The following is a 20,420-nucleotide window of genomic DNA, read 5'->3' on the forward strand; positions in this document are numbered from 1 at the left end:
TTATTAATTTCCACTCTTCATTGGTATATATGGATATATTCTTGATGCTAAATTGCTTATTGGCATTGTTTGAAGATAAACTCTTCCTGGACCTGTTAGCGTTGTTAAAAACAAACCTTCTCCTCCAAACAACATGTTTTTCACACCTTTAACCATTTCTATGTCAAAGTTAACTGTAGATTCAAAAGCTGCAACATGTCCCGTATCAACTTTAATTGTTTCACCTGGTGATAGATCCATTTCTTCAACATGTCCATCAAACTCTAAGAACACTATACCTGGACCTGTCATTCTTTGAAGTATAAAACCCTCTCCACCAAAAAGACCAGATGATATTCTTTTCTTTAGGTGAATTTTAAACTCAACAGAAGTTTCTGCTGCTAAAAATGCACCCTTTTGACAAATCAAAGTTTGTCCTTGATATAAATTTTTCACTAATAATTTTCCTGGTACTGAGCAAGGGAAAGCTATAGTTCCTTGTCCATTTGTACATGTAAATGTATTTAAAAACAAACTATCACCAGATAAGGCTCTTCCTATTCCCCCAAATAGTCCGCCTTTCATATTAGTGTCCATAACAATATTTTCACTCATCCACCCCATAGCACCTGATTCAGAGACTACAGTTTCTCCCTGGTCTAATGTACATATTGCCACTGGCATATTCCCACCTTTTATTTCATAATTCATAAAGCACCTCTTAAACATTTTTTATAATATTATATATGTATAATATCGAAAAAAAAATGTTTTTTATAATAAATATAATAAAATGTTTAATTAATCCAATATATGTACAATTTATTAATAATATAATACTTGAAATTGTAACATTATAATAGTATAATGTTATTTACATAATGAATATTGTATGGAGAGATGTCCGAGCGGCTGAAGGAGCACGCCTGGAACGCGTGTGTAGGGGAAACTCTACCGAGGGTTCAAATCCCTCTCTCTCCGCCATGTCGTACTAGACGGGGAGTTAGCGGTGCCCTGCACCTGCAATCCGCTATAGCAGGGTTGAATTCCTCGCCTAGGTATTAATTTGTATGGTCTGGCCTATGTAAGTGGCGTTGATAACTGGGTCCCACGCAATAAAGACTCATGAACCTCGTCAGGTCTGGAAGGAAGCAGCGATAAGTGAGCCCCTTTATGTGCCGTGGATTAACCTGGTTTGAGTTAACTACATAGGTAACGCATATAAATTAATATCGAAGCGAGGTGTACGACTTTAAATCTTAAAAGTACAAGATGCATTTTTGCATCTTTTTTTTATACATAAAAAATTATATTATATAATATAAAGTAGTTCATTGTAATTGTTGTAAATACTTTATAATATTATTGGTAAGATATGAGGTGAAATTATGGGTTATACTGCACTCTACAGAAAATTTAGGCCCCAAAAATTTGAGGATGTTGTTGGTCAAAATCATATAAGTACTACATTAAAAAATGCAATAAAGAGCGAAAGAATAGCTCATGCATATTTGCTATGCGGAACAAGAGGAACCGGTAAGACCTCTACCGCTAAAATTTTTTCGAAAGCAGTAAATTGTCTTAATTCTCAAGATGGTGAACCATGTAATGAGTGTGAAATGTGCATTAAAATAAATAATGGAACTGCTATAGATGTAGTTGAGTTAGACGCAGCTTCTCATAATAAGGTAGATAATATAAGGGATATTATAGATGATGTACAATATCCTCCTCAAGAATCTAAATATAAAGTTTATATTATAGATGAAGTTCATATGTTATCTCAAGGTGCTGTTAATGCATTCTTAAAAACTTTAGAAGAACCACCTAGTTATGTTATATTTATTTTAGCAACAACAGATCCACAAAAATTACCTATAACAATACTTTCTAGGTGTCAAAAATTTGATTTTAAGCGAATTAAAAATGATGATATATTTTTAAGACTTAAACAAATAACTGATATTCTAGGTGTTTATGCTGAAGATAAAAGCTTAAAGTTAATTTCTAGAATATGTGATGGTGCAATGAGAGATGCACTAAGCATTTTAGATCAAGCTATATCAATGAGTAATAATAAAGTTGAATATGAAAATATAGTTAAAATGCTTGGACTTATGACTAATGATGATTTAATAACTCTTACAGACTTTATAATTTCAAAGGATATTGAAGGTGCAGTTAAAACCATTAATAATGCAATCTCCTCTGGTAAAGATGTAAATTTATTTATTAAAGATTTTACTAAGCATATGAGAGATTTAATGATGGTAAAGGTTACTGAAAGTCCAGAAGAAGTTTTAGAAATGTCTATAGAAAACATAGAACTTTTAAAACTTCAAAGTGAGAAGTTAAGAGTTGAAGAAATAATGAGATATATAAAAATACTTCAGGACACAGAAGAAAATGCCAAGTATTCAAAACAAGGAAGAATTTATCTTGAACTTGCTATAATAAAAATGTGTAAATTTGAATATGATACATCTCAAGAAGTTATTTTATCTAGAATTAATAAGATAGAAAATACTATAAAAAATGGTATAGTCTCAAAGGTAGTTTCTAATAATAAAGTTATTGATGAAAATAAAATATCAAGTAAAAAAGATATCTATATACCTAAAGCTTCAACACCTGACACTTCTATAGAAGACAATGATGTAACTTTTGAAAATTGCTCTATTGATTTTGATACTGTGAGTAAGTCATTTAAAGATATTCAACAGCTATTAAAATCTAGAAAGAACATGGTTTTAGCAGCGGCTCTAATGGTTGGGAAAATAAACTATGTTAAAGGAAATAGAATAAATATCATTTTTGAAAAACAATATGAATTTCATAAAAAAAGATTAGAAAAAGAAGATAATCGAAAAATTATAAACTCTATTTTTTCAGAAGTTTTAAAGGCAAATGTTGTAGTTGACTATTCTATAGATAAACCACAAGAGGAATCTATATCTAAAGAAGATATGCTTTTAAAAACTTTTGGAGAAGATTTAGTAGAAATAATTGATGAATAATATATTAAAATGTTAATATAAATAAAATAAGTAAAATAAATATTAATTTTAGTTACATTATTATCAAATATTATATATACTAATATATTGATAATATATAATATATTTACTTTAATTTAAAGGAGGAATAATTTATGGCAAAAGGTGGATTCCCAGGAATGGGTGGAAATATGAATAATTTAATAAAACAAGCTCAAAAATTCCAAAAACAAATGGAAGATATGCAAAAAGATTTAGAAAATAAAACTTTTGAAGGTAGAGCCGGTGGCGGTGCAGTTACTGCTGTAGTTAATGGAAAAAGAGAATTATTAAAAGTTTCTATTAAACCAGAAGTTGTTGATCCAGATGATGTTGAAATGTTAGAAGATTTAGTTATGTTAGCTTGTAATGAAGCTTTAAAAACAGCTGAAACTCAAACTGCAAATGATATGGGTAAATTAACTGGTGGCCTAAATATGCCTGGTTTATTTTAATAATAAATAAGCTAAAAACTTAGAGGTGAATAAATTGGATTTTTATCCTGTAGCAATAGAAAAGCTTATAGAAGAGTTTTCCAAACTCCCAGGTATAGGAGCAAAAACAGCTCAAAGATTAACCCTTTATGTTCTTAATTTACCTCGTGAAGAAGTTGAGGAGTTCGCTTCAGCTCTTGTTAAAGCAAGAGGAACTATAAAATATTGCCCTGTTTGTGGTAATTTTACTGATTCAACTCCATGCTCTATATGTTCAAATCCTAATAGAGATAAATCAACAATTTGCGTTGTTGAACAACCTAAAGACATAATGACTCTAGAAAAGGTTCAAGAATATAATGGTGTTTATCATGTTCTTCATGGAACAATTTCACCTATGAACGGAAGAGGTCCAGAAGATATAAAACTAAAAGAGTTAGTTACAAGAATAAATGGAGAACCTAAAGAAATAATAGTAGCAACAAACCCTAATATTGAAGGTGAAGCTACTGCTATGTACATTTCTAAAATTTTAAAGCCTTTAGGAGTTAAAGTTACTAGAATAGCCCACGGCGTTCCTGTCGGTGGGGACTTAGAATATTCAGATGAAGTAACCTTATCAAAAGCACTAGAGGGAAGAAAAGAAATCTAGATATAAAATATAATCAAAAAGAGGAAGCAATTTTAAATTGCTTCCTTTTATTATGTTTTATCTATTCATTAAAAGTATAACAATTCCACTTTATGTAAATAATATCTATAAAGTAGGAGGTTTATATTATGAATAAGAAACATATTTTCAAATTAATATTTAAAGGAAAAAGTATTCTAAAGAAGACATAGATATTATTACTCAATTAAATGATGCTTTAGAAGAATGGCAAAATGCAAAAAATTATTTTCAATTTGTTAGTGATCCTAAATTAATAGATTTAATAATATGTAAAGAGGATGAGGCAAAATCTAAATATTTATATTTTCTTTCCTTAGCTAAAACTAAAGGCATAACTTTAGATGGAAGTTTAATGTTAGAAGAATTAAGTAGTACCTATAAATAATATTTTTCTCATATACTCCTTAATATTGATATATAATATTACTATAAGGTTCCAAGTTTACTTTTAAAATTATTGAATAAATTTAAATTGGAGCTTGTTTCCCTATATTATACCTATATTATAAATTAGGTAATTACCGAGGAGATGATTTTATGGATACTGCTTTAATATTTATTGCTGCTGTTATAGGTTTATTTATAATTGGAAAACTTTTTGCATGGCCAATAAAGATTCTTATGAAGCTAATAGTAAATGGAATCTTAGGAGGAATTTTATTATTATTGATTAACTTTGTAGGTGGTCCATTTGGTATATACATAGCAATAAATGCTGTAACTGCTTTAATAGCAGGCTTACTAGGTATTCCAGGAGTACTTTTTTTAATTATTTTTAATCTAATGGTATAATAAAAACCTACTCTATTTTAGAGTAGGTTTTTATTCGTCATCATATATACCTGATAATTCTTTTAACTTTTTTATATCATTTATATAAATTTCTTTAGTTTTTGTATCTATTATTCCTTCGTTTTTTAACTCCTTCAAAATTCTAGTTACTGTAACCCTGGAACATCCTATTAAATTGGCTAGTTCCTGATGTGTTAAAAGTAAATCTATAGTCTGTCTTCCATCAATATACTTAGGAGTTTGTGTTGCTAATCTATATAAAGTAGATGCTATTCTAACTTTAGGATTTTCTGCTAAAAAATCATATATTTGCGATAAAGCTATCCTATATTTTCTTATAATACTATGAATAAAAAAACTATAATACTCTGGATATTCACTAATTACATCAGTTAAAATGTCATAAGAAATGTGACTTATAACAGAATCTTCTAATGCTATAATTTTTGAATGGATATGTTCATCTCCAAAATATGATATTTCACCATCTATTTCTCCACTTCTTAGGTAAAAAAGTACTTTTTCTTGTCCTGATATGGTAAATGTAATAACCTTAACTTTTCCAGATACAACTATTATTAATTCATTTATATCTATATGATTTATAGTATCATTTTTTTTATATGCAATTAATTTTCCTTTTTTACTTAAGTTGTTAAGAAAAAAATCTCTCATATTTTTTTGTTTATCTAAGTCAAATAATTTTTTATACATATCGCCACTACCTTTTAATATAAATAAAAAAGAGTAAGTTAACTTACCCTTTTTATTTTATAGTATACCACTTTTTATTTTATATTATAATTTATTTGTCATAAACTTTTTCCAATCACCATGATTTATGTAAGCGCTATGTTTATCAAATATGTCTTTATCATTTAATGCATACTTATAAACATAACACTTTTCGATTATATCTTTGTCTATATTATACACATCAACAATAATTCTATTATATTCGTTCTCTTTACTATTAGGCTCATAATATCCTTCCATCTTATCCATAGCAACTATTACTTCTTCATAATTATCTACTTCCATGATTTCACCATAAACATAGTCTTCTCCATCTAATAGTGCTGGATACTTTTTATTTGGCATATGAAATAATTTACCTTTTATTCTACCTAAATTACACTCTTTCACTTTTCCATTTAAATATATATCATAATTAAAAAAGCCAGTTCTTAAACTTCCATAAACAAATATTTTTAATCTTTCTTTTGGCTCTAACATTAGCAAATTGTCCCTCCTGTTATCTTTAAATCTTCACTATTTTCAACTGCAGCTTCTATACATAATTCTAAACTTTTTGATATGTCATTTAGAGACATACATGGTGTGTTAGGCTTTGATATTACTTGTTTTGGTATATATGGAACATGTATAAATCCACCTTTTATATTAGGATATTTTTTATCTATTAAATATAGTATTCCATACATAACATGATTACAAACAAAAGTTCCTGCTGTATTTGAAACTGCTGCTGGTATTCCATTATCATTCATTTTTTTCACCATAGCCTTTATTGGTAAATTTGAAAAATACGCTTCTTTACCGTCTTTTTCAATTTCTATATCTATAGGTTGATTTCCTATATTATCTTTTATTCTTGCGTCATCTATATTTATAGCAACTCTTTCTGGATTAATTCCAAATCTTCCACCAGCTTGACCAACTGCTATTACAATGTCTGGGTTATTCATCTTTATAGCCTCATCTATATGCATAACAGATTTCCTAAAAACAGTAGGTATTTCTAATTTTATAACCTCTGCTCCAGCTATAACATTTGGTAATAATTTAACTGCCTCTAATGCTGGGTTAACTTTTTCTCCTCCAAAAGGATCAAATCCTGTAATTAAAACTTTCATACTCTTTACCTCCTATGATGCCCTAAAATGCTAAGAAATACATTAATGGTATATGTAAAATTAAAAGTATTATAGCTACTGGTGCTTGATATTTTATAACTGCATTTTTATCTATAGTTTCTAATAATGCCGCTGGCATTACATTAAAGTTTGCTGCCATAGGTGTTAATAACGTTCCACAATATCCTGCTGTTAATGCTAATGCCCCAGCAATTGCTGGGTTTGCTCCTTGCGCAAATACAAATGGAATTCCAACACCTGCTGTTATAACTGAAAATGCAGCGAAAGCATTTCCCATTATCATTGTAAATATAGCCATACCTAAACAGTATGCAGATATTCCTATAAGTATATTTCCACTTGGAATAAAGCTCGATATTCCCCCGGCAATAACTTCACCAACGCCTGCTGCAGTAAATAATGACCCTAATGCTGCTAAAAGTTGAGGTAATATACTTGTAGAACCAACTGACTGAAGCATTCTATCTCCATCTTCAATTAGCATTTTTGGTGTAGCTTTTGTTATTGCAAAAGTTATTAATATTGCTGTAACTGCAGATATACCTATAGCCACTACACCACCTAAAGGCGTAAACTGTGCTATAACAAGAGCAACTACAGCTATTGCAATAGATGGTATAAATATTTTATTTCCTAATTTCTTACATTGTCTGTGTGCAAACTCACTACTTAGAGGTTTTAAATTACCTACTTTAACTTTCTTACTTGCTGTTAGTATTCCTAATACTACTAATAATCCTCCAACTATAGCAGGTGGAATAACTTTACCCAAAATAAAGATTATAGCTAATATACTCCAAAACATCATAGTTCCAATTCTTGCTTTATGGTTTTTATCCTTAAATGTACTAAATGCTGTTGTTAACATAAGCAATCCAACCATGGTGTAAAATACTTCTAATAATATATCTGTTATAGCTTTTATATCCATATTAATTCCTCCTTCTTCTAGTTGTGTTTTTTCATTTCTCTTTGTATTGATTTATCTAATAAGTGATTTTGTAATGCTACTAATAAAAATGTTATTAAAGCTACTGGTATTGATGCTTTAGCTATATCTAAAGTGTTTGCTGTATATCCTAATTCAGTTAAAGTTCCAGCTATTAACAGCACTCCTGAACTTGCCATAAATACATTTTGAGCAAAGAAGTTCCCGTAGTTTTCCATAGCTGCAGCTGCACCTTTTATCTTATCTTCTAATTTTTCATCTATTTCTCCATATTTTCCTACTGCAGCACCTTGAGCCATAGGATTTATTAGAGGTCTTATAAATTGAGCATGACCACCTAATCTAACAGATGCTGCTGCTGCTGCCTCTCTTATAAATAGATATAAAGTAAGAGTTTTTCCTGTAGATAAATTTTTAGCTTTACTTATAAGCTCTATAGCTCTTTCTTTTAATCCATATCGTTCACACATTCCTATAACTGGTAATGTTAATATAAAAAGTGACATATGTCTTTGACTAACAAAAGTAGAACCTAATATTTCTAAAATCTCAATAAAACTTATATTTGCTACTATTCCTGTAACAACACCAGCTGATACAACTACAGCTATAGTGTCTAATTTTAAAGCAAAACCTATAATAACTATAACGATTCCTATAAGTGTCATTTATTACATCCCTTTCTTTTTCAGATTTATCTTTTAAGTTTGTTTTTTTAGATTATACTGATAATTAATTTTTTATTCTGTATCTGCATATACAATTTCATAAAAATAAACCTTTTGTTTACTAAAAATTAATATTTACATAAATATTTAATGTTATTTTGATATTAAATTTTATATTAAGTTTAAATAATTTAATATTTAAAATTTTTATATTATTCAATGTATATAAAACATTGAATAATATGTATCAATTGTTAAATATTTTTACAATGTTCCAAATTTTTGGAATATTATGATAAAATATTAATATATTAATATTTTAAAGTTATAAGGTATTATTTAGGAGGTTGCTTTTATGGGGAATAATTTAAATAAAGAAAAACTAAATTTAAAAACTTAAAAAGGATGTAAAAGAGCTAGTTCTAAAACAAAACCTTCTAAGATTAATTTGTTTAAAGAAAAGGTTATTAATTTTAAAGCCTTAAAAAAGTTTACTAAAAACAACAAAAACTCTATAGGTTTAAAAATTTCTGCTACTATAAGTATTATAGTTATAGCAGCAATGATAATAACTACTAGCTTTATTTATATAAAAGGTTCAGCTATAATTTCAAATTTAAGCGAACATAGTTTGGAAACTATTGTTGAAAAATCTATAGATACAATTTCTACAATGATAGAAAAATATACTAGTGAAACTGTTTCCCTTTCTAATAATTCCTTTGCTTTTGAAGCCTTATCAAACTCAAAATCTAATAATAAAAATGATATTGAAAATATATTAAATACCTTTGATAATTACTTAAAAAACACACCTTCTGTTGAAAGATTGTCTTTAATTGATTTAAATGGTGTAGTAATAGCAGATAGTGAAAAAGATATGATAAATAAAAGTGTATCAGCTAAAAGTTTTCACGGTGTCAGTTCCTCCGGTGGTCAATTTGTAAGTAATTCTTTTAAATCTGAGAAAACTCAAAAAAATGTTATGGTCTTTACTAATCCTGTAAAAGATTATACTAATCATGGCCAGTGTATAGGATATGTTGCTTCTTATGTTTTAGTTGACAGCTTTTCCAAGTATTTGAAAGACATAAATATTAACAAAGATGCAGTAACCCTTACAAGTTTACTAGATGAAAATGGGATATACATTCATAGTTCTAAGCCTGAATTATTAGGCACTGAATTAAATGTAAATGAACTTAAACAAATTGTAAAAAAAGCAAAAAACGGAATGAAAGTAAATATTTCATCAATAAAATTCAAAGAAAATAAAGATATACTTATTGGTTCCTATGGTGTAATTCCTAAAACTAATTGGACTTTAGTTTTATATACAAATGAGAAAAATCTTCTTTCTCCACTTAGTGATTTAACTAAAACCATAGTACTTATTGCTGTTATAGTCTCTTTAATTTGTTTAATATTTGCTTTTATAATAGCAAAATTTTTAATAAAACCAATATTAATAGCAAAAGATTTGGTCATAAAAACATCTAAATTAGATTTATCACAGGATAATATAAAAATCTCTACATTAGGTAAAGATGAAATAGGCGAAATCTCTTCTGCTGTAATAGATATGAGAAAAGTTCTTAGAGAAGTTGTGACCGAACTCTCTGAAGTAGAAAATATAATTACGTCTAATGTTCAAGTTGTTGAAAACTCTATAGAAAAACTTAAAAAAAATGCAGAAGAAACTTTTAATGATGTTTCAGTTTTGTCTTATGGACTTCAACAGACTGCTGCTACCTCAGAAGAAATGAATGCATCTTCTGAGAAAATGAAGGTTGGAATAGATTCTATAGCTTCTGAATCACTTAATGGATCTGAAATAGCAAAATCCATAGTTAAAAAAGCTTTAGAATTCGAAAATTCCTCTTTACAATCTAAGGAATTAACTGCTAACTTATATTCTGATGTAAAAAAAGAATTAGAGCATGCACTTGAAACATCAAAAGGTGTAAATCAAATAAATGGACTTGCTAATGCTATAATGCAAATAACAGAGCAAACAAATCTTTTAGCATTAAATGCTGCAATTGAAGCAGCTAGAGCTGGTGATGCTGGTAGGGGCTTTGCTGTTGTAGCTGAAGAAGTTAGAAAATTAGCACTTGAATCTAGAAAAACTGCTGCTAATATACAAAACTTAGTTAAAATTGTATATGATTCAGTAGAAAGTCTTTCTATTAGTTCTAAAAAAATGATAGATTTTATGGAATCTCAACTTAACTCAGATTATGAAAAAATGATTGAAACTGGTAAATCCTATTCTAAAGATGCTTCTTCTTTTGACAATTTTATGATTGATTTTAGTAAAGAAGCTCAAAACTTAAATATATATGTATCCGGATTAGTAGATGCTATAGATGAAGTTTCTCACACTATAAATGAAGGCGCAAATGGAACTTTGAATATATCTAATAAAACGGAAGAAATTGCATTAAAGCTAACTAATATTAATGATGCTTGCCTAAACAACAGGGATAGCGCATTAAGACTAACTAATATAACCTCTAAATTTAAACTATAAAAAAGATGCACTTTTAATGGTGCATCTTTTTTATAGTACCTATTCTTTCACCTATATCCACTGATGTTTCTATCCCTTTTTCACTTTGTTCTTTTATATCTTCATCAATTGTTATAATATCTTTTTTTACTAAGAGGATTACTGTAGACCCACCAAATTTAAAATATCCCTTTTCTTCACCTTTACATATTTTAGAGTTTTCCTTATATGTTTGAATTATTGAACCTACACATGTTGCTCCTACTTCCATATAAACTATTTCTTTAAAATTATCACTTTTAAATATACTATATTCCCTTTTATTTTCTATAAAAATTCTATCTATTTTTTCAAGGGCTATTGGATTTACTGAATAATACTTTCCTTTTATTTTTTTTGTTTTTAAGCATATTCCATTATCAATAAAATGGAATCTATGATAATCTGTTGGACATAGTCTAAATATAAGGCTCAATCCCCCTTCATATTCTTTAGCTAATTTAGCATCTCCTAATAACTCTTCTATACTATAATCAAAACCTTTAATATTAATTATATTTTTCTTAGAACTAATATTAAGTGCTAGTAATTTACTATCTGCTGGAGAAATAAAAACCTCTTTATCTTTGTTAAAAATTAACTTGTCTTTTCCTATTCCTCTGTAAAAAATTCATTAAAGGACTTATATTCATTTTCCTTATTTTTGAATCTACTCATATCAATATCAAAATCATTAATAAATCCATTTATTTTTTTCCTACTTAATTTACTATTGCAATACATTCCGTATACTTTAGATACTACTTTCCTTTTTATAAATAATTCTAAGAATGTCTTTCCTACAGGTGATTCATATGTCCATCTTAAAATTTTCTCCCCTGCTATATTTTCTATTTCATATTTTTCTTTTTTTCTATTATAGTACTTAATCATATTCTTCTCCTAAATAAATTTATACCTTACTTTTTAAGGTACCTAATTTAAAATAATTTATACTTATTAACTATATCATAAAAAAAGGTTGTTTTAACATAAAAACAACCTTTTTTACCTCTATTTATATACGTCTATATTTCTATATCCTTATCTTCTTCCACACCATCATATTCTCTTGAACTTTTTACTACTAAACCACTTAATACTAATAAAGCAATTAAATTTGGTATAACCATTAATCCATTAAATGTATCTGCTAATTCCCAAACTAAATCTACTTTTAAAGTTGAACCAATAACAATTATAACCATTACTAATATTCTATATATATTTAATGCTTTTTTTCCAAATAAGTATTTTATGTTTGATTCACCAAAGAAGTACCATCCTATTATTGTTGAAAAAGCAAAGAATAATAAGCAAATAGCTATGAACCCTTGTCCAAAATTACCTAGTGTTAGCTCAAATGCCTTTTGAGTTAGCGCTATACCTTTTAACCCTTCCATGTTGTTAGCTCCACTTGTTATTATAGCTAATGCTGTTAATGTTAATATTACAAAAGTATCAATAAACACACTAACTATTGCGACTGATCCTTGTTCACATGGATGCTTCACCTTCGCAACAGCATGAGCATGTGGAGTTGAACCCATACCAGCTTCATTAGAGAATAAACCTCTTGCTACACCATATCTTACCGCTTGTTTTACAGTAACACCTATAGCTCCTCCCATAACTGCCTGAGGGTTAAAAGCACCAACAACTATCGCTTTAAAAGCTGGTAATATTTCACTTCCGTTCATTCCTATTATTATAACTGCTGTAACTATATAAAATGCTGCCATAATAGGTACTATTTTTTCAGTAACAGATGCTATACGTCCCATGCCTCCAAAAAATACAAAACCTGCTAATATAGAAACTAATATACCTATAATTAAAGGTGAAAAACCAAATGCATTATTAAATGCATCAGATATTGAATTGGCCTGTACTGCATTTCCCATAAAAGCTAATGCTAATATACAAGCAATTGCAAAAAATGTTGCTAGAAAAGATCCTATCTTTTTATTTTTTATACCATTTTTGATATAATATGCTGGTCCACCAGTAACCTCACCTTCAACTTTAGTTCTGAATAGTTGAGCAAGTACTGCCTCTGCGTAAATTGTTGACATTCCAAAAAATGCACTTAACCACATCCAAAATATAGCTCCTGGTCCTCCTGAAGCTATTGCTGTTGCAGCTCCAGCCAAGTTTCCTGTACCAACTTGTGCTGCTATTGCCGTTGCTACTGCTTGGAATGAACTCATACCATCTTCTCCAGCTTTTTTGCCTTTTAAGTTCAATCCACCAAAAATTCGTCTAAATCCTTCACCAAACTTTCTAATTTGCACAAATTTAAGCCTAAATGTAAAATATAAACCTGTACCTAATAAAAGCACTAATAATACCGAGTCCCACAACACTCCATTTACTTTAATAACAAAATCAAGCAATAAATCCATTAATAATTCCCCCATTCTACCAATATTTATTATAAAGTCATCATAGTTAATAGCATTAATTTAACTGATTTTAAATAAACTATTCGCAACTATAATAATTAATGATTTAATTATAAATATTTCCAATATACTTTAATTATAGATTATGCTTGTACTATTTGAAATGTCTATAAATGTACTTTCTTTAGCTTTTTAGTGTATATTTTGTTAAATATACATTTATTTAAACTATTTTAATAAATATATAATTTTCTTAAAATATAGTATATTCTTAAAAATTCCTTCCCTAAGTTTCTACTAATTTTTTATACGATAGAAATAATATTATAAAATACAAATATCTACTTTATCTAATTATGTTTTCTCCTATGAAATATGATAGTCTTATACATAGCAAAACTTTTAAAATTATGTACTTTCATATAAAAAACCTTAGGCTATATAAACCTACGGTTTTAAAGGATTTATTTTTTATATATTAAATATAATATAATCATACTTTATGAAAAAATTACTTCTTAGTAATAGATTATAAATTATACTATTTCGTTTTTTATTGACTCTACTACATTACTTTTTTTAACACATGTTGAAGAAAAATAATATGATAAGAAAATAGATATAATTATAAGCATAGTATACCCTAGAATTACACCTAATGGTAAAACAGATATGAACTGAGCCCACGTTATTGGCATTATTTTCAATATAAACCAACAGATAAATAATACCATTGGAATACTGACAATAATAGGTGTTGCAGCGAAAAATAAACCTTCTAACATCAGTATTTTATTTAATCCTTTTGGCGTTAATCCTACTGATCTAAGTATAGCAAATTCTCTCTTGCGTAATCTAAGATTATTGGAAATGGTAGAAAATGCATTAAAAATACCAATTAACCCAATCATTAATGCTATAGCAAAGACACTAATGTCTGTAGCTCTTTGAACTAATTCGTCGTAATTTTTTTCTTCCAATAGACTCCATATGGTAAAATCTTCAGTTCCAAGATAAGAACTACAAATCTTATTTAATTCCTCCTTTATGCTTGGACTAGCCTCCTCACCAACCAACAAATCAATTGACATATTGTTGGATTCAAGTATACGTTCTGGCATAAAATTACTAACTATTTTCTGATATGTTTTCATAGGTACTATACAAGCTACGCTGTATCCACCCATTCCTAATTCCCCTGGAAATACCTCTGTAACATCTCCTACTTGAAAATTAAATTCATAATTTGCATTCATATCATTTTCTACTTTTTCATTTAAAACTAGCTCATCACCCTCTTTTATATTTAGCAATGGCATTTTTTGTCTAATTTTTGAATCCTTTGGTGTATGATATGAACTGTCTAATAGTATTCCTGTAACTACACCATCTTGATAATACTTATCAGAATTAATGCCAACTTCTTCACAATACTTTTTAAATGATTCATCGCTTAATCCAACTAATTTTGCTATAATTCTATGTTTTCCATTTTCATTTAATACATTGTATTTTATGGTATTTACCCCATCAAATCCTCCAGATTTAGCAAAAATATCTGACTCTTGTTCTGATGTTACATATGTTGTAGTACGTACGTCTCTTCTAATTACGTTCCCTTTAACTCCTAGTATCGAAAGAATTTTATTTATCATCTCATCACTTGGTTCATCATCAATTTTTAAATTAACTCTCATATCATATTGTGTCATTTCACGGTTTTCAGACATACCTAAATTATATATAGATATAAAGGCAATATACCCCACTATTAAGCTAAAACATATTGAAAGAGATAGTACAGCTGTACGTAAACTTTTTTTATTAGCTAAAAATTGCGATCTTGCTAGCTCACCTTCTGTACCAAATATTTTTTTAATTATTCGATAGCTTTTTTGTTTTTTCAATTTTACTTTATTACTATTCTGACGTATTCCAACAATAGCTGGTACTTTCGATACTTTTCTTGCTGGAATATATGCTGATATTAAAACAGTAATCAATGAAATAATGATAGCAAAACCAACTACTACCCATGAGAAGGAAATATCTATTTTTCTAAAACCTTCTACAGCACTAAGAATTTCATTAATTTTAAAAACAACCATATAACTAAATAGGTATCCTGTTATAATGCCTATTGGCAATTGAATAATCCAGAGCAAAAACCCCTCATATATAACAGAATGCCTAATTTGCCTTGGAGTTGCTCCTAAACTTTTTAGAATACCTAGTTGTTTAATCCTGCTATTAGCAGATAGTGAAAATGCATTATATATAATAAGGATAAATGTTCCCATAACTAGTAAAGTAAGTATTATTACCATTGCTATTATTCCAATGATTTGAGTGCTTTCATCATTTTTATTACTAATTCCATATAAAGTTAATAAAGATGTGTTGTACCTAACGTTATATTGTCCATGTTCATCCTTAGTTAATCCTGCAGACTTAGCGATTTGGGGTAATATCTCATATATTTTACGTGGGTTCACCAAACGCATATAAACCGTAAGTTCATCTTCAGGTTGAATTTGTGAAGGATCCAAGTATCCCATAGCAGTATATCCTGGAAATATAGACATCTCTCCAGAAATATCTATCTCTCCAACTATTGTATACGTCTTAGTCTCTATTTCTTTAAAAGTCTCCCCTGTTTGTTTATAACTGTTTCCTCTAATTACTTTATCACCTAACATACGATTACCTGTAGGAATCGTTAATTTATCACCAATTTTATATGAAGGATTCTCCACGAAAAATAATTTTGATACAACAATTTCTCCAGATTTTTCTGGAAATTTACCTTTCGTAAGATTATCTTTCAAATCCAGATCAGACCAATAATTTGCATCTGCATCTCTCATTATCAGATAGGGACGTTTTGTATTTGAAAGTTTAGTAGTAACCCATGATCCTTTAACCATGGTGGTTTCAACCTCTGGGTTTTCTGTTACATATTTAAATTTATCACCTGATATATAATCCCATAATTCCCCATGCCAATAACCTGCATGTTCAATTGTTGAGGTTACTTTTCCTTTCCATACAGTATGTACAAATATACATAGTGAACATAGAAGTGCTGAGGAAATTATAATAGCAATCATTATAGAAATTGTATGTCGCTTACTTTTTCTCAAATGATTATATGTATATTCATTCATAATATTCATTGCTTAATCACCTCATCTGATACAATTTTACCATCATCTATTCTAATCATTCGATCTGCTGATAATGCAATTTTTTCATCATGAGTAATCATTAAAATAGTCTGGTTATACTCTTTATTTGAAATTTTCAACATTTCAAGAATACTCTCGGAATTTTTTCTATCAAGGTTTCCAGTAGGTTCATCTGCTAAAATAATAGAAGGTCTATAAATTAATGAGCGACCGATAGCAACCCTTTGCTGCTGACCACCTGAAAGTTGGTTTGGTAAATGATTAAGTCTTTCGTTTAAACCAAGCATTTTTGCAACCTTATCAAATTCTTCTCTTTTAGGATTTCTGCCATCTAACAACATAGGTAATAATATATTTTTTTCAACAGTTATTGTAGGAATAAGATTGAAAAACTGATATATTAAACCTACTTTTCGTCGACGAAATAAAGCTAATTTAGTTTCATTCATTGATGAAATATTAGTACCATCGATATATATTTTTCCACTTGTAGGTTTATCCACTCCCCCTAACATATGAAGGAGCGTAGATTTACCTGATCCACTAGCTCCAATTATTGAAACAAATTCTCCTTTGTTTATTTTTAAGTTTAAGTTATCCAATGCAGTAACCTTTGTCTCACCTTTTCCGTAAGTTTTTGTAAGATTTTCAACTCTTAATATTTCCAAAATGTTTTCCCCTTTCTTATTAACTCATACTTTTAAAATATTCATGATTTTTATATGTTTTTTACTACCATTATTTTACCTTTCTTAACTTACATATTGGTGACATGGCTAAAGTATATGAAAAAATGAAAAATCAAAGATTCGGATCATATTTCACTTTTCATTTATTTTATTATGCATAATTAATTTGTATAAAATTTTATTATAAATTGTGCCCCTCCTGTTTCTTTATTAATAGCAATAATTTCACCATTTTGTTTTTTAATTATTGAATTCGCAAGAGCAAGTCCAATTCCCACACTGTCCTTAGATGAATTTAACCCTTTATAAAATCTAGTAAACAGATGTGGAATATCTTTATTATTAAATCCTTCGCCGTTATCTTCAATTGTTATTTGTGTGCATATAGGGTTTTGTTTATAATCTATAGAAATTTTTCCTCCATTTGGTGTGTGTTCAGAACAGTTTTTAACTATATTTAGAATAGCTTCATTAGTCCAATAAAAATCACCAGTAAAAAATACATCACTATTATCTTTTATAAGAAGTTGTTGGTTCTTTTTTTCTATCATTAAATGTAGAGGTTCAACAGCAACACCTATTAGCTCATAAACATTAATAGGTTTATATTCCAATGTCATTGCATCTGCATCAATTTTTGAAAGTATTAATAATGACGATACTAAATAATTTAAACGCTGTATCTGTGCTGAAATGCTTTCAATATATAAGGCCTCTTCTCCTTCAATAGAGCTGATTTCTAATAATTCAATCATTAATGACATGGATGTAAGAGGGGTTTTAAGCTGATGAGATATATCCGCAAGATTATTACATAGTTTTTCTTTTTCTTCTTTTTCTTTTTCCCTACTTTCTCTAAGCATCATAACTGTTTTATATAATTCATCTTCTAAAATTGAAAATTCATCTTCTTTTTTCTCAGTATGTAACCTATAAATACCTTGATTTATGTCATAAAGATATTCTGTTAAATTCTTTATACGTTTACACCTCATAAAATTTGATAGTACTAGTGAGCCTCCAAAATAAGAAAATAGTAAAAAAATTAATAACAAAACACTAATAAATAATTTGCTAAATATTTGATTATTATTAAAAATAACTTTAGAATCTTCAAAATAACCATATTGTTTTAGTATTTCTTTTCCTTTATTAATCTCTATTTCATTTTTATTTTTTAGTGAAGATACTAGAGCTTGTTCAATATTAGGATTATCATTAACACCAACTGCTATAAGTTGTGCAGTTCTTTCATAGAAAATCTTCTCTGATTGTTTATAAGTAAAACTATATAATATAATACAAAAAAATGTTATATATATTAAACTAGTAAACAACCATATTTTTACACCTTTTTTATTCATATAAAATTTAATCCTCCAACCTATACCCTATTCCTCTAACTGTTTTAATAAAAGCTTCATCCTCCAGCTTACTTCTAAGGCGTTTTATTGCTACTGATAGTGTATTATTATTTACAAATTCTCCATGAATATCCCATAGATTTTCTAATAAGACTGCCCTTGTCAATGTTTTATTTTTATTCTCTATTAATTGTAATAATAAATTATACTCGCCAACAGTTAATTCTATTTCATTGTTATTTTTATAAACTCTTGTTTGTGACTTTATTACTTTAATATTTTTGCACCATAAAACATCTTCTTTTATTTGTTGTTTAAGTGTTCTACGTAAAACAGCAGTAATACGCGACTGTAAAACACTTAATTTAAAAGGTTTAGTAATATAGTCATCTCCACCCATATCTAGTCCTTTTATTATTGTACTTTCTTCATCTCTGACAGTAAGAAAAATAATAGGTATATCTTTAATTTTTTTACATACTTACAAAAATCAAATCCTGATCCATCTGGAAGGTTTAAATCTAGTAATATTAAATCTATATCTATTTTTAAAAGCTCTTTTCCTAATTCTAAATTTTTTCCATGAATAACTCTGTAATTATTTTTTAATAAAAATGATTTAATTCCAAAGGCTATTGTATCATCATCTTCAATTATCAAAATAGTAACCATATTTTTATCTCCTTTTTCTTAATTTAACTATTTTTTATTATACATTAAATCTTATATTGCTAACTTAGTTCTCTTTGCTTATTAATTGAATAATAACTATTATAACAAAGTTATTATACTCTTTTTTTAATTCTTCAATATTACTTTCCAAACATATTAAAATAATAATAAAAAAAACCTAGTAACCATTAAGATTACTAGGTTTATGGTGCGGCGGAGAAGATTCGAACTCCCGACCAACTGGTTCGTAGCCAGCTACTCTATCCAACTGAGCTACCACCGCATATTTAAAAACAAATATATTTTATCAATAATACACTGATATGTCAATATATTATACTAAAATATAGTAATTTCATTTTTACTTTTTATAAAAAAATAAAGAACTTACTATTATAAGTCCTTTACTATGGCGGAGAAAGAGGGATTTGAACCCTCGCGCCGGTTGCCCGACCTACGCCCTTAGCAGGGGCGCCTCTTCGGCCACTTGAGTATTTCTCCTTATAAAAAAAATTGGCGGAGAGAGTGGGATTCGAACCCACGGTGCGCTCATCACGCACGCCGGTTTTCAAGACCGGTGCCTTAAACCAACTCGACCATCTCTCCACATTAATTATTAACTTCTAGCTAGTTTGAATTATCAAACTCTTCTTATCAAAAAAAAGTTTGGCGGAGAGAGTGGGATTCGAACCCACGGTACGCTCATCACGTACGCCGGTTTTCAAGACCGGTGCCTTAAACCAACTCGACCATCTCTCCATTTTAATTTTATTTGATTGTGACTAATGCAATATGGCGGAGAAAGAGGGATTTGAACCCTCGCGCCGGTTACCCGACCTACGCCCTTAGCAGGGGCGCCTCTTCGGCCACTTGAGTATTTCTCCTTAAAGTTTGGCGGAGAGAGTGGGATTCGAACCCACGGTACGCTCATCACGTACGCCGGTTTTCAAGACCGGTGCCTTAAACCAACTCGACCATCTCTCCGTGTCACACATATTATTATATTTATTTTAACCTTAACTGTCAAGGTCTTTTTATAAAATTTGATAATTTTATTTAAATTTTTACTCTTTATCTACATATTATATGTAGGTAATAAATTTAATTACTTAAGGAGATAAAT

At 28.7% G+C, this 20,420-nt stretch carries 17 protein-coding genes, 7 tRNA genes, 1 other RNA gene and 2 pseudogenes; 8 read left to right on the forward strand and 19 right to left on the reverse strand.

Annotation, left to right across the window (positions count from 1 at the left end; genetic code table 11):
- Positions 1-3: 3 nt before the first annotated feature.
- Positions 4-690 (reverse strand): TIGR00266 family protein, encoded by a 687-nt coding sequence (locus tag CSGHG_RS18665; protein WP_010299587.1) that lies wholly within the window; start codon positions 688-690, stop codon positions 4-6.
- Positions 691-873: 183 nt separating this feature from the next.
- Here CSGHG_RS18665 and CSGHG_RS18670 point away from each other — a divergent pair.
- The 7 genes from CSGHG_RS18670 (at position 874) to CSGHG_RS18690 (ending at position 4,913) form a co-directional block, all read left to right on the forward strand.
- Positions 874-963 (forward strand) — tRNA-Ser (locus tag CSGHG_RS18670).
- 2 nt (positions 964-965) lie between these two features.
- Positions 966-1,229: signal recognition particle sRNA large type (gene ffs / locus CSGHG_RS22900), an RNA gene on the forward strand.
- 138 nt (positions 1,230-1,367) lie between these two features.
- Positions 1,368-2,996, forward strand: coding sequence for a DNA polymerase III subunit gamma/tau (gene dnaX, locus CSGHG_RS18675; protein WP_010299590.1), 1,629 nt, complete (start codon positions 1,368-1,370; stop codon positions 2,994-2,996).
- A 134-nt stretch (positions 2,997-3,130) separates the two neighbouring features.
- On the forward strand, positions 3,131-3,469 hold the full coding sequence (locus tag CSGHG_RS18680; protein ID WP_010299592.1) for a YbaB/EbfC family nucleoid-associated protein: 339 nt from the start codon (positions 3,131-3,133) through the stop codon (positions 3,467-3,469).
- Positions 3,470-3,503: 34 nt separating this feature from the next.
- Complete coding sequence (recR, locus tag CSGHG_RS18685; protein ID WP_010299594.1) at positions 3,504-4,100, forward strand: recombination mediator RecR; 597 nt, start codon at positions 3,504-3,506, stop codon at positions 4,098-4,100.
- A 187-nt stretch (positions 4,101-4,287) separates the two neighbouring features.
- A complete protein-coding gene (locus tag CSGHG_RS25145; RefSeq protein WP_081496361.1) occupies positions 4,288-4,506 on the forward strand; it encodes a DUF2508 family protein in 219 nt (72 codons plus the stop codon).
- Between the two features lie 152 nt (positions 4,507-4,658).
- A complete protein-coding gene (locus tag CSGHG_RS18690; RefSeq protein ID WP_010299596.1) occupies positions 4,659-4,913 on the forward strand; it encodes a pro-sigmaK processing inhibitor BofA family protein in 255 nt (84 codons plus the stop codon).
- A gap of 30 nt (positions 4,914-4,943) precedes the next feature.
- Here the strand turns inward: CSGHG_RS18690 and CSGHG_RS18695 are convergent, their stop codons facing one another.
- From CSGHG_RS18695 to CSGHG_RS18715, 5 genes are all read right to left on the reverse strand, one after another.
- Positions 4,944-5,627, reverse strand: a complete 684-nt coding sequence (locus CSGHG_RS18695) for a Crp/Fnr family transcriptional regulator (RefSeq protein WP_010299597.1) — start codon at positions 5,625-5,627, stop codon at positions 4,944-4,946.
- 84 nt (positions 5,628-5,711) lie between these two features.
- Entirely contained in the window at positions 5,712-6,149 is a 438-nt protein-coding gene (locus CSGHG_RS18700; protein WP_010299598.1) for a gamma-glutamylcyclotransferase family protein, read from the reverse strand.
- The gene (gene pcp / locus CSGHG_RS18705) at positions 6,149-6,790 is read right to left on the reverse strand and encodes a pyroglutamyl-peptidase I (protein ID WP_010299599.1); all 642 of its coding nucleotides are present in this window, start codon (positions 6,788-6,790) and stop codon (positions 6,149-6,151) included. The genes CSGHG_RS18700 and pcp overlap by 1 nt, the downstream gene beginning before the upstream one ends.
- 22 nt (positions 6,791-6,812) lie before the next feature.
- Positions 6,813-7,742 carry a DUF979 domain-containing protein gene (locus CSGHG_RS18710; protein ID WP_010299600.1) on the reverse strand — a complete coding sequence of 310 codons (930 nt, stop codon included), beginning with the start codon at positions 7,740-7,742 and terminating at the stop codon, positions 6,813-6,815.
- Positions 7,743-7,759: 17 nt separating this feature from the next.
- On the reverse strand, positions 7,760-8,428 hold the full coding sequence (locus CSGHG_RS18715; RefSeq protein ID WP_010299601.1) for a DUF969 domain-containing protein: 669 nt from the start codon (positions 8,426-8,428) through the stop codon (positions 7,760-7,762).
- A 448-nt stretch (positions 8,429-8,876) separates the two neighbouring features.
- On the opposite strand from CSGHG_RS18715, the gene CSGHG_RS18720 reads away from it, so the two are divergent.
- Entirely contained in the window at positions 8,877-10,961 is a 2,085-nt protein-coding gene (locus CSGHG_RS18720) for a methyl-accepting chemotaxis protein (protein ID WP_010299602.1), read from the forward strand.
- A 13-nt stretch (positions 10,962-10,974) separates the two neighbouring features.
- Here CSGHG_RS18720 and CSGHG_RS21480 read toward each other — a convergent pair.
- The 13 genes and pseudogenes from CSGHG_RS21480 to CSGHG_RS18780 all read right to left on the reverse strand — a co-directional run bounded on the left by CSGHG_RS21480 (position 10,975) and on the right by CSGHG_RS18780 (position 20,281).
- A pseudogene (locus CSGHG_RS21480) lies at positions 10,975-11,873 on the reverse strand (phosphatidylserine decarboxylase).
- Between the two features lie 134 nt (positions 11,874-12,007).
- Positions 12,008-13,384 (reverse strand): alanine/glycine:cation symporter family protein, encoded by a 1,377-nt coding sequence (locus CSGHG_RS18730; protein ID WP_010299609.1) that lies wholly within the window; start codon positions 13,382-13,384, stop codon positions 12,008-12,010.
- A 536-nt stretch (positions 13,385-13,920) separates the two neighbouring features.
- Positions 13,921-16,560: an ABC transporter permease gene (locus CSGHG_RS18735; protein WP_010299614.1), complete on the reverse strand. Its 2,640-nt coding sequence runs from the start codon at positions 16,558-16,560 to the stop codon at positions 13,921-13,923.
- Positions 16,557-17,240, reverse strand: coding sequence for an ABC transporter ATP-binding protein (locus CSGHG_RS18740; protein WP_010299618.1), 684 nt, complete (start codon positions 17,238-17,240; stop codon positions 16,557-16,559). Before CSGHG_RS18740 ends, CSGHG_RS18735 begins: the two co-directional genes overlap by 4 nt.
- 182 nt (positions 17,241-17,422) lie before the next feature.
- Positions 17,423-18,625 carry a sensor histidine kinase gene (locus CSGHG_RS21485; RefSeq protein WP_010299621.1) on the reverse strand — a complete coding sequence of 401 codons (1,203 nt, stop codon included), beginning with the start codon at positions 18,623-18,625 and terminating at the stop codon, positions 17,423-17,425.
- Between the two features lie 7 nt (positions 18,626-18,632).
- A complete protein-coding gene (locus CSGHG_RS25150) occupies positions 18,633-19,025 on the reverse strand; it encodes a winged helix-turn-helix domain-containing protein (protein WP_010299623.1) in 393 nt (130 codons plus the stop codon).
- Positions 19,026-19,297, reverse strand: a pseudogene (locus CSGHG_RS25155) (response regulator); the annotation flags it as partial.
- Positions 19,298-19,503: 206 nt separating this feature from the next.
- Positions 19,504-19,580 (reverse strand) — tRNA-Arg (locus CSGHG_RS18755).
- A gap of 127 nt (positions 19,581-19,707) precedes the next feature.
- Positions 19,708-19,798, reverse strand: a tRNA-Ser gene (locus tag CSGHG_RS18760).
- A 13-nt stretch (positions 19,799-19,811) separates the two neighbouring features.
- Positions 19,812-19,903, reverse strand: a tRNA-Ser gene (locus CSGHG_RS18765).
- 61 nt (positions 19,904-19,964) lie between these two features.
- Positions 19,965-20,056, reverse strand: a tRNA-Ser gene (locus CSGHG_RS18770).
- A 34-nt stretch (positions 20,057-20,090) separates the two neighbouring features.
- Positions 20,091-20,181, reverse strand: a tRNA-Ser gene (locus CSGHG_RS18775).
- 8 nt (positions 20,182-20,189) lie between these two features.
- Positions 20,190-20,281: transfer RNA gene (locus tag CSGHG_RS18780), tRNA-Ser, on the reverse strand.
- Between the last annotated feature and the right edge of the window lie 139 nt (positions 20,282-20,420).

It is taken from the genome of Clostridium senegalense JC122 (assembly GCF_000285575.1).
Lineage (GTDB): Bacteria > Bacillota > Clostridia > Clostridiales > Clostridiaceae > Clostridium_J > Clostridium_J senegalense.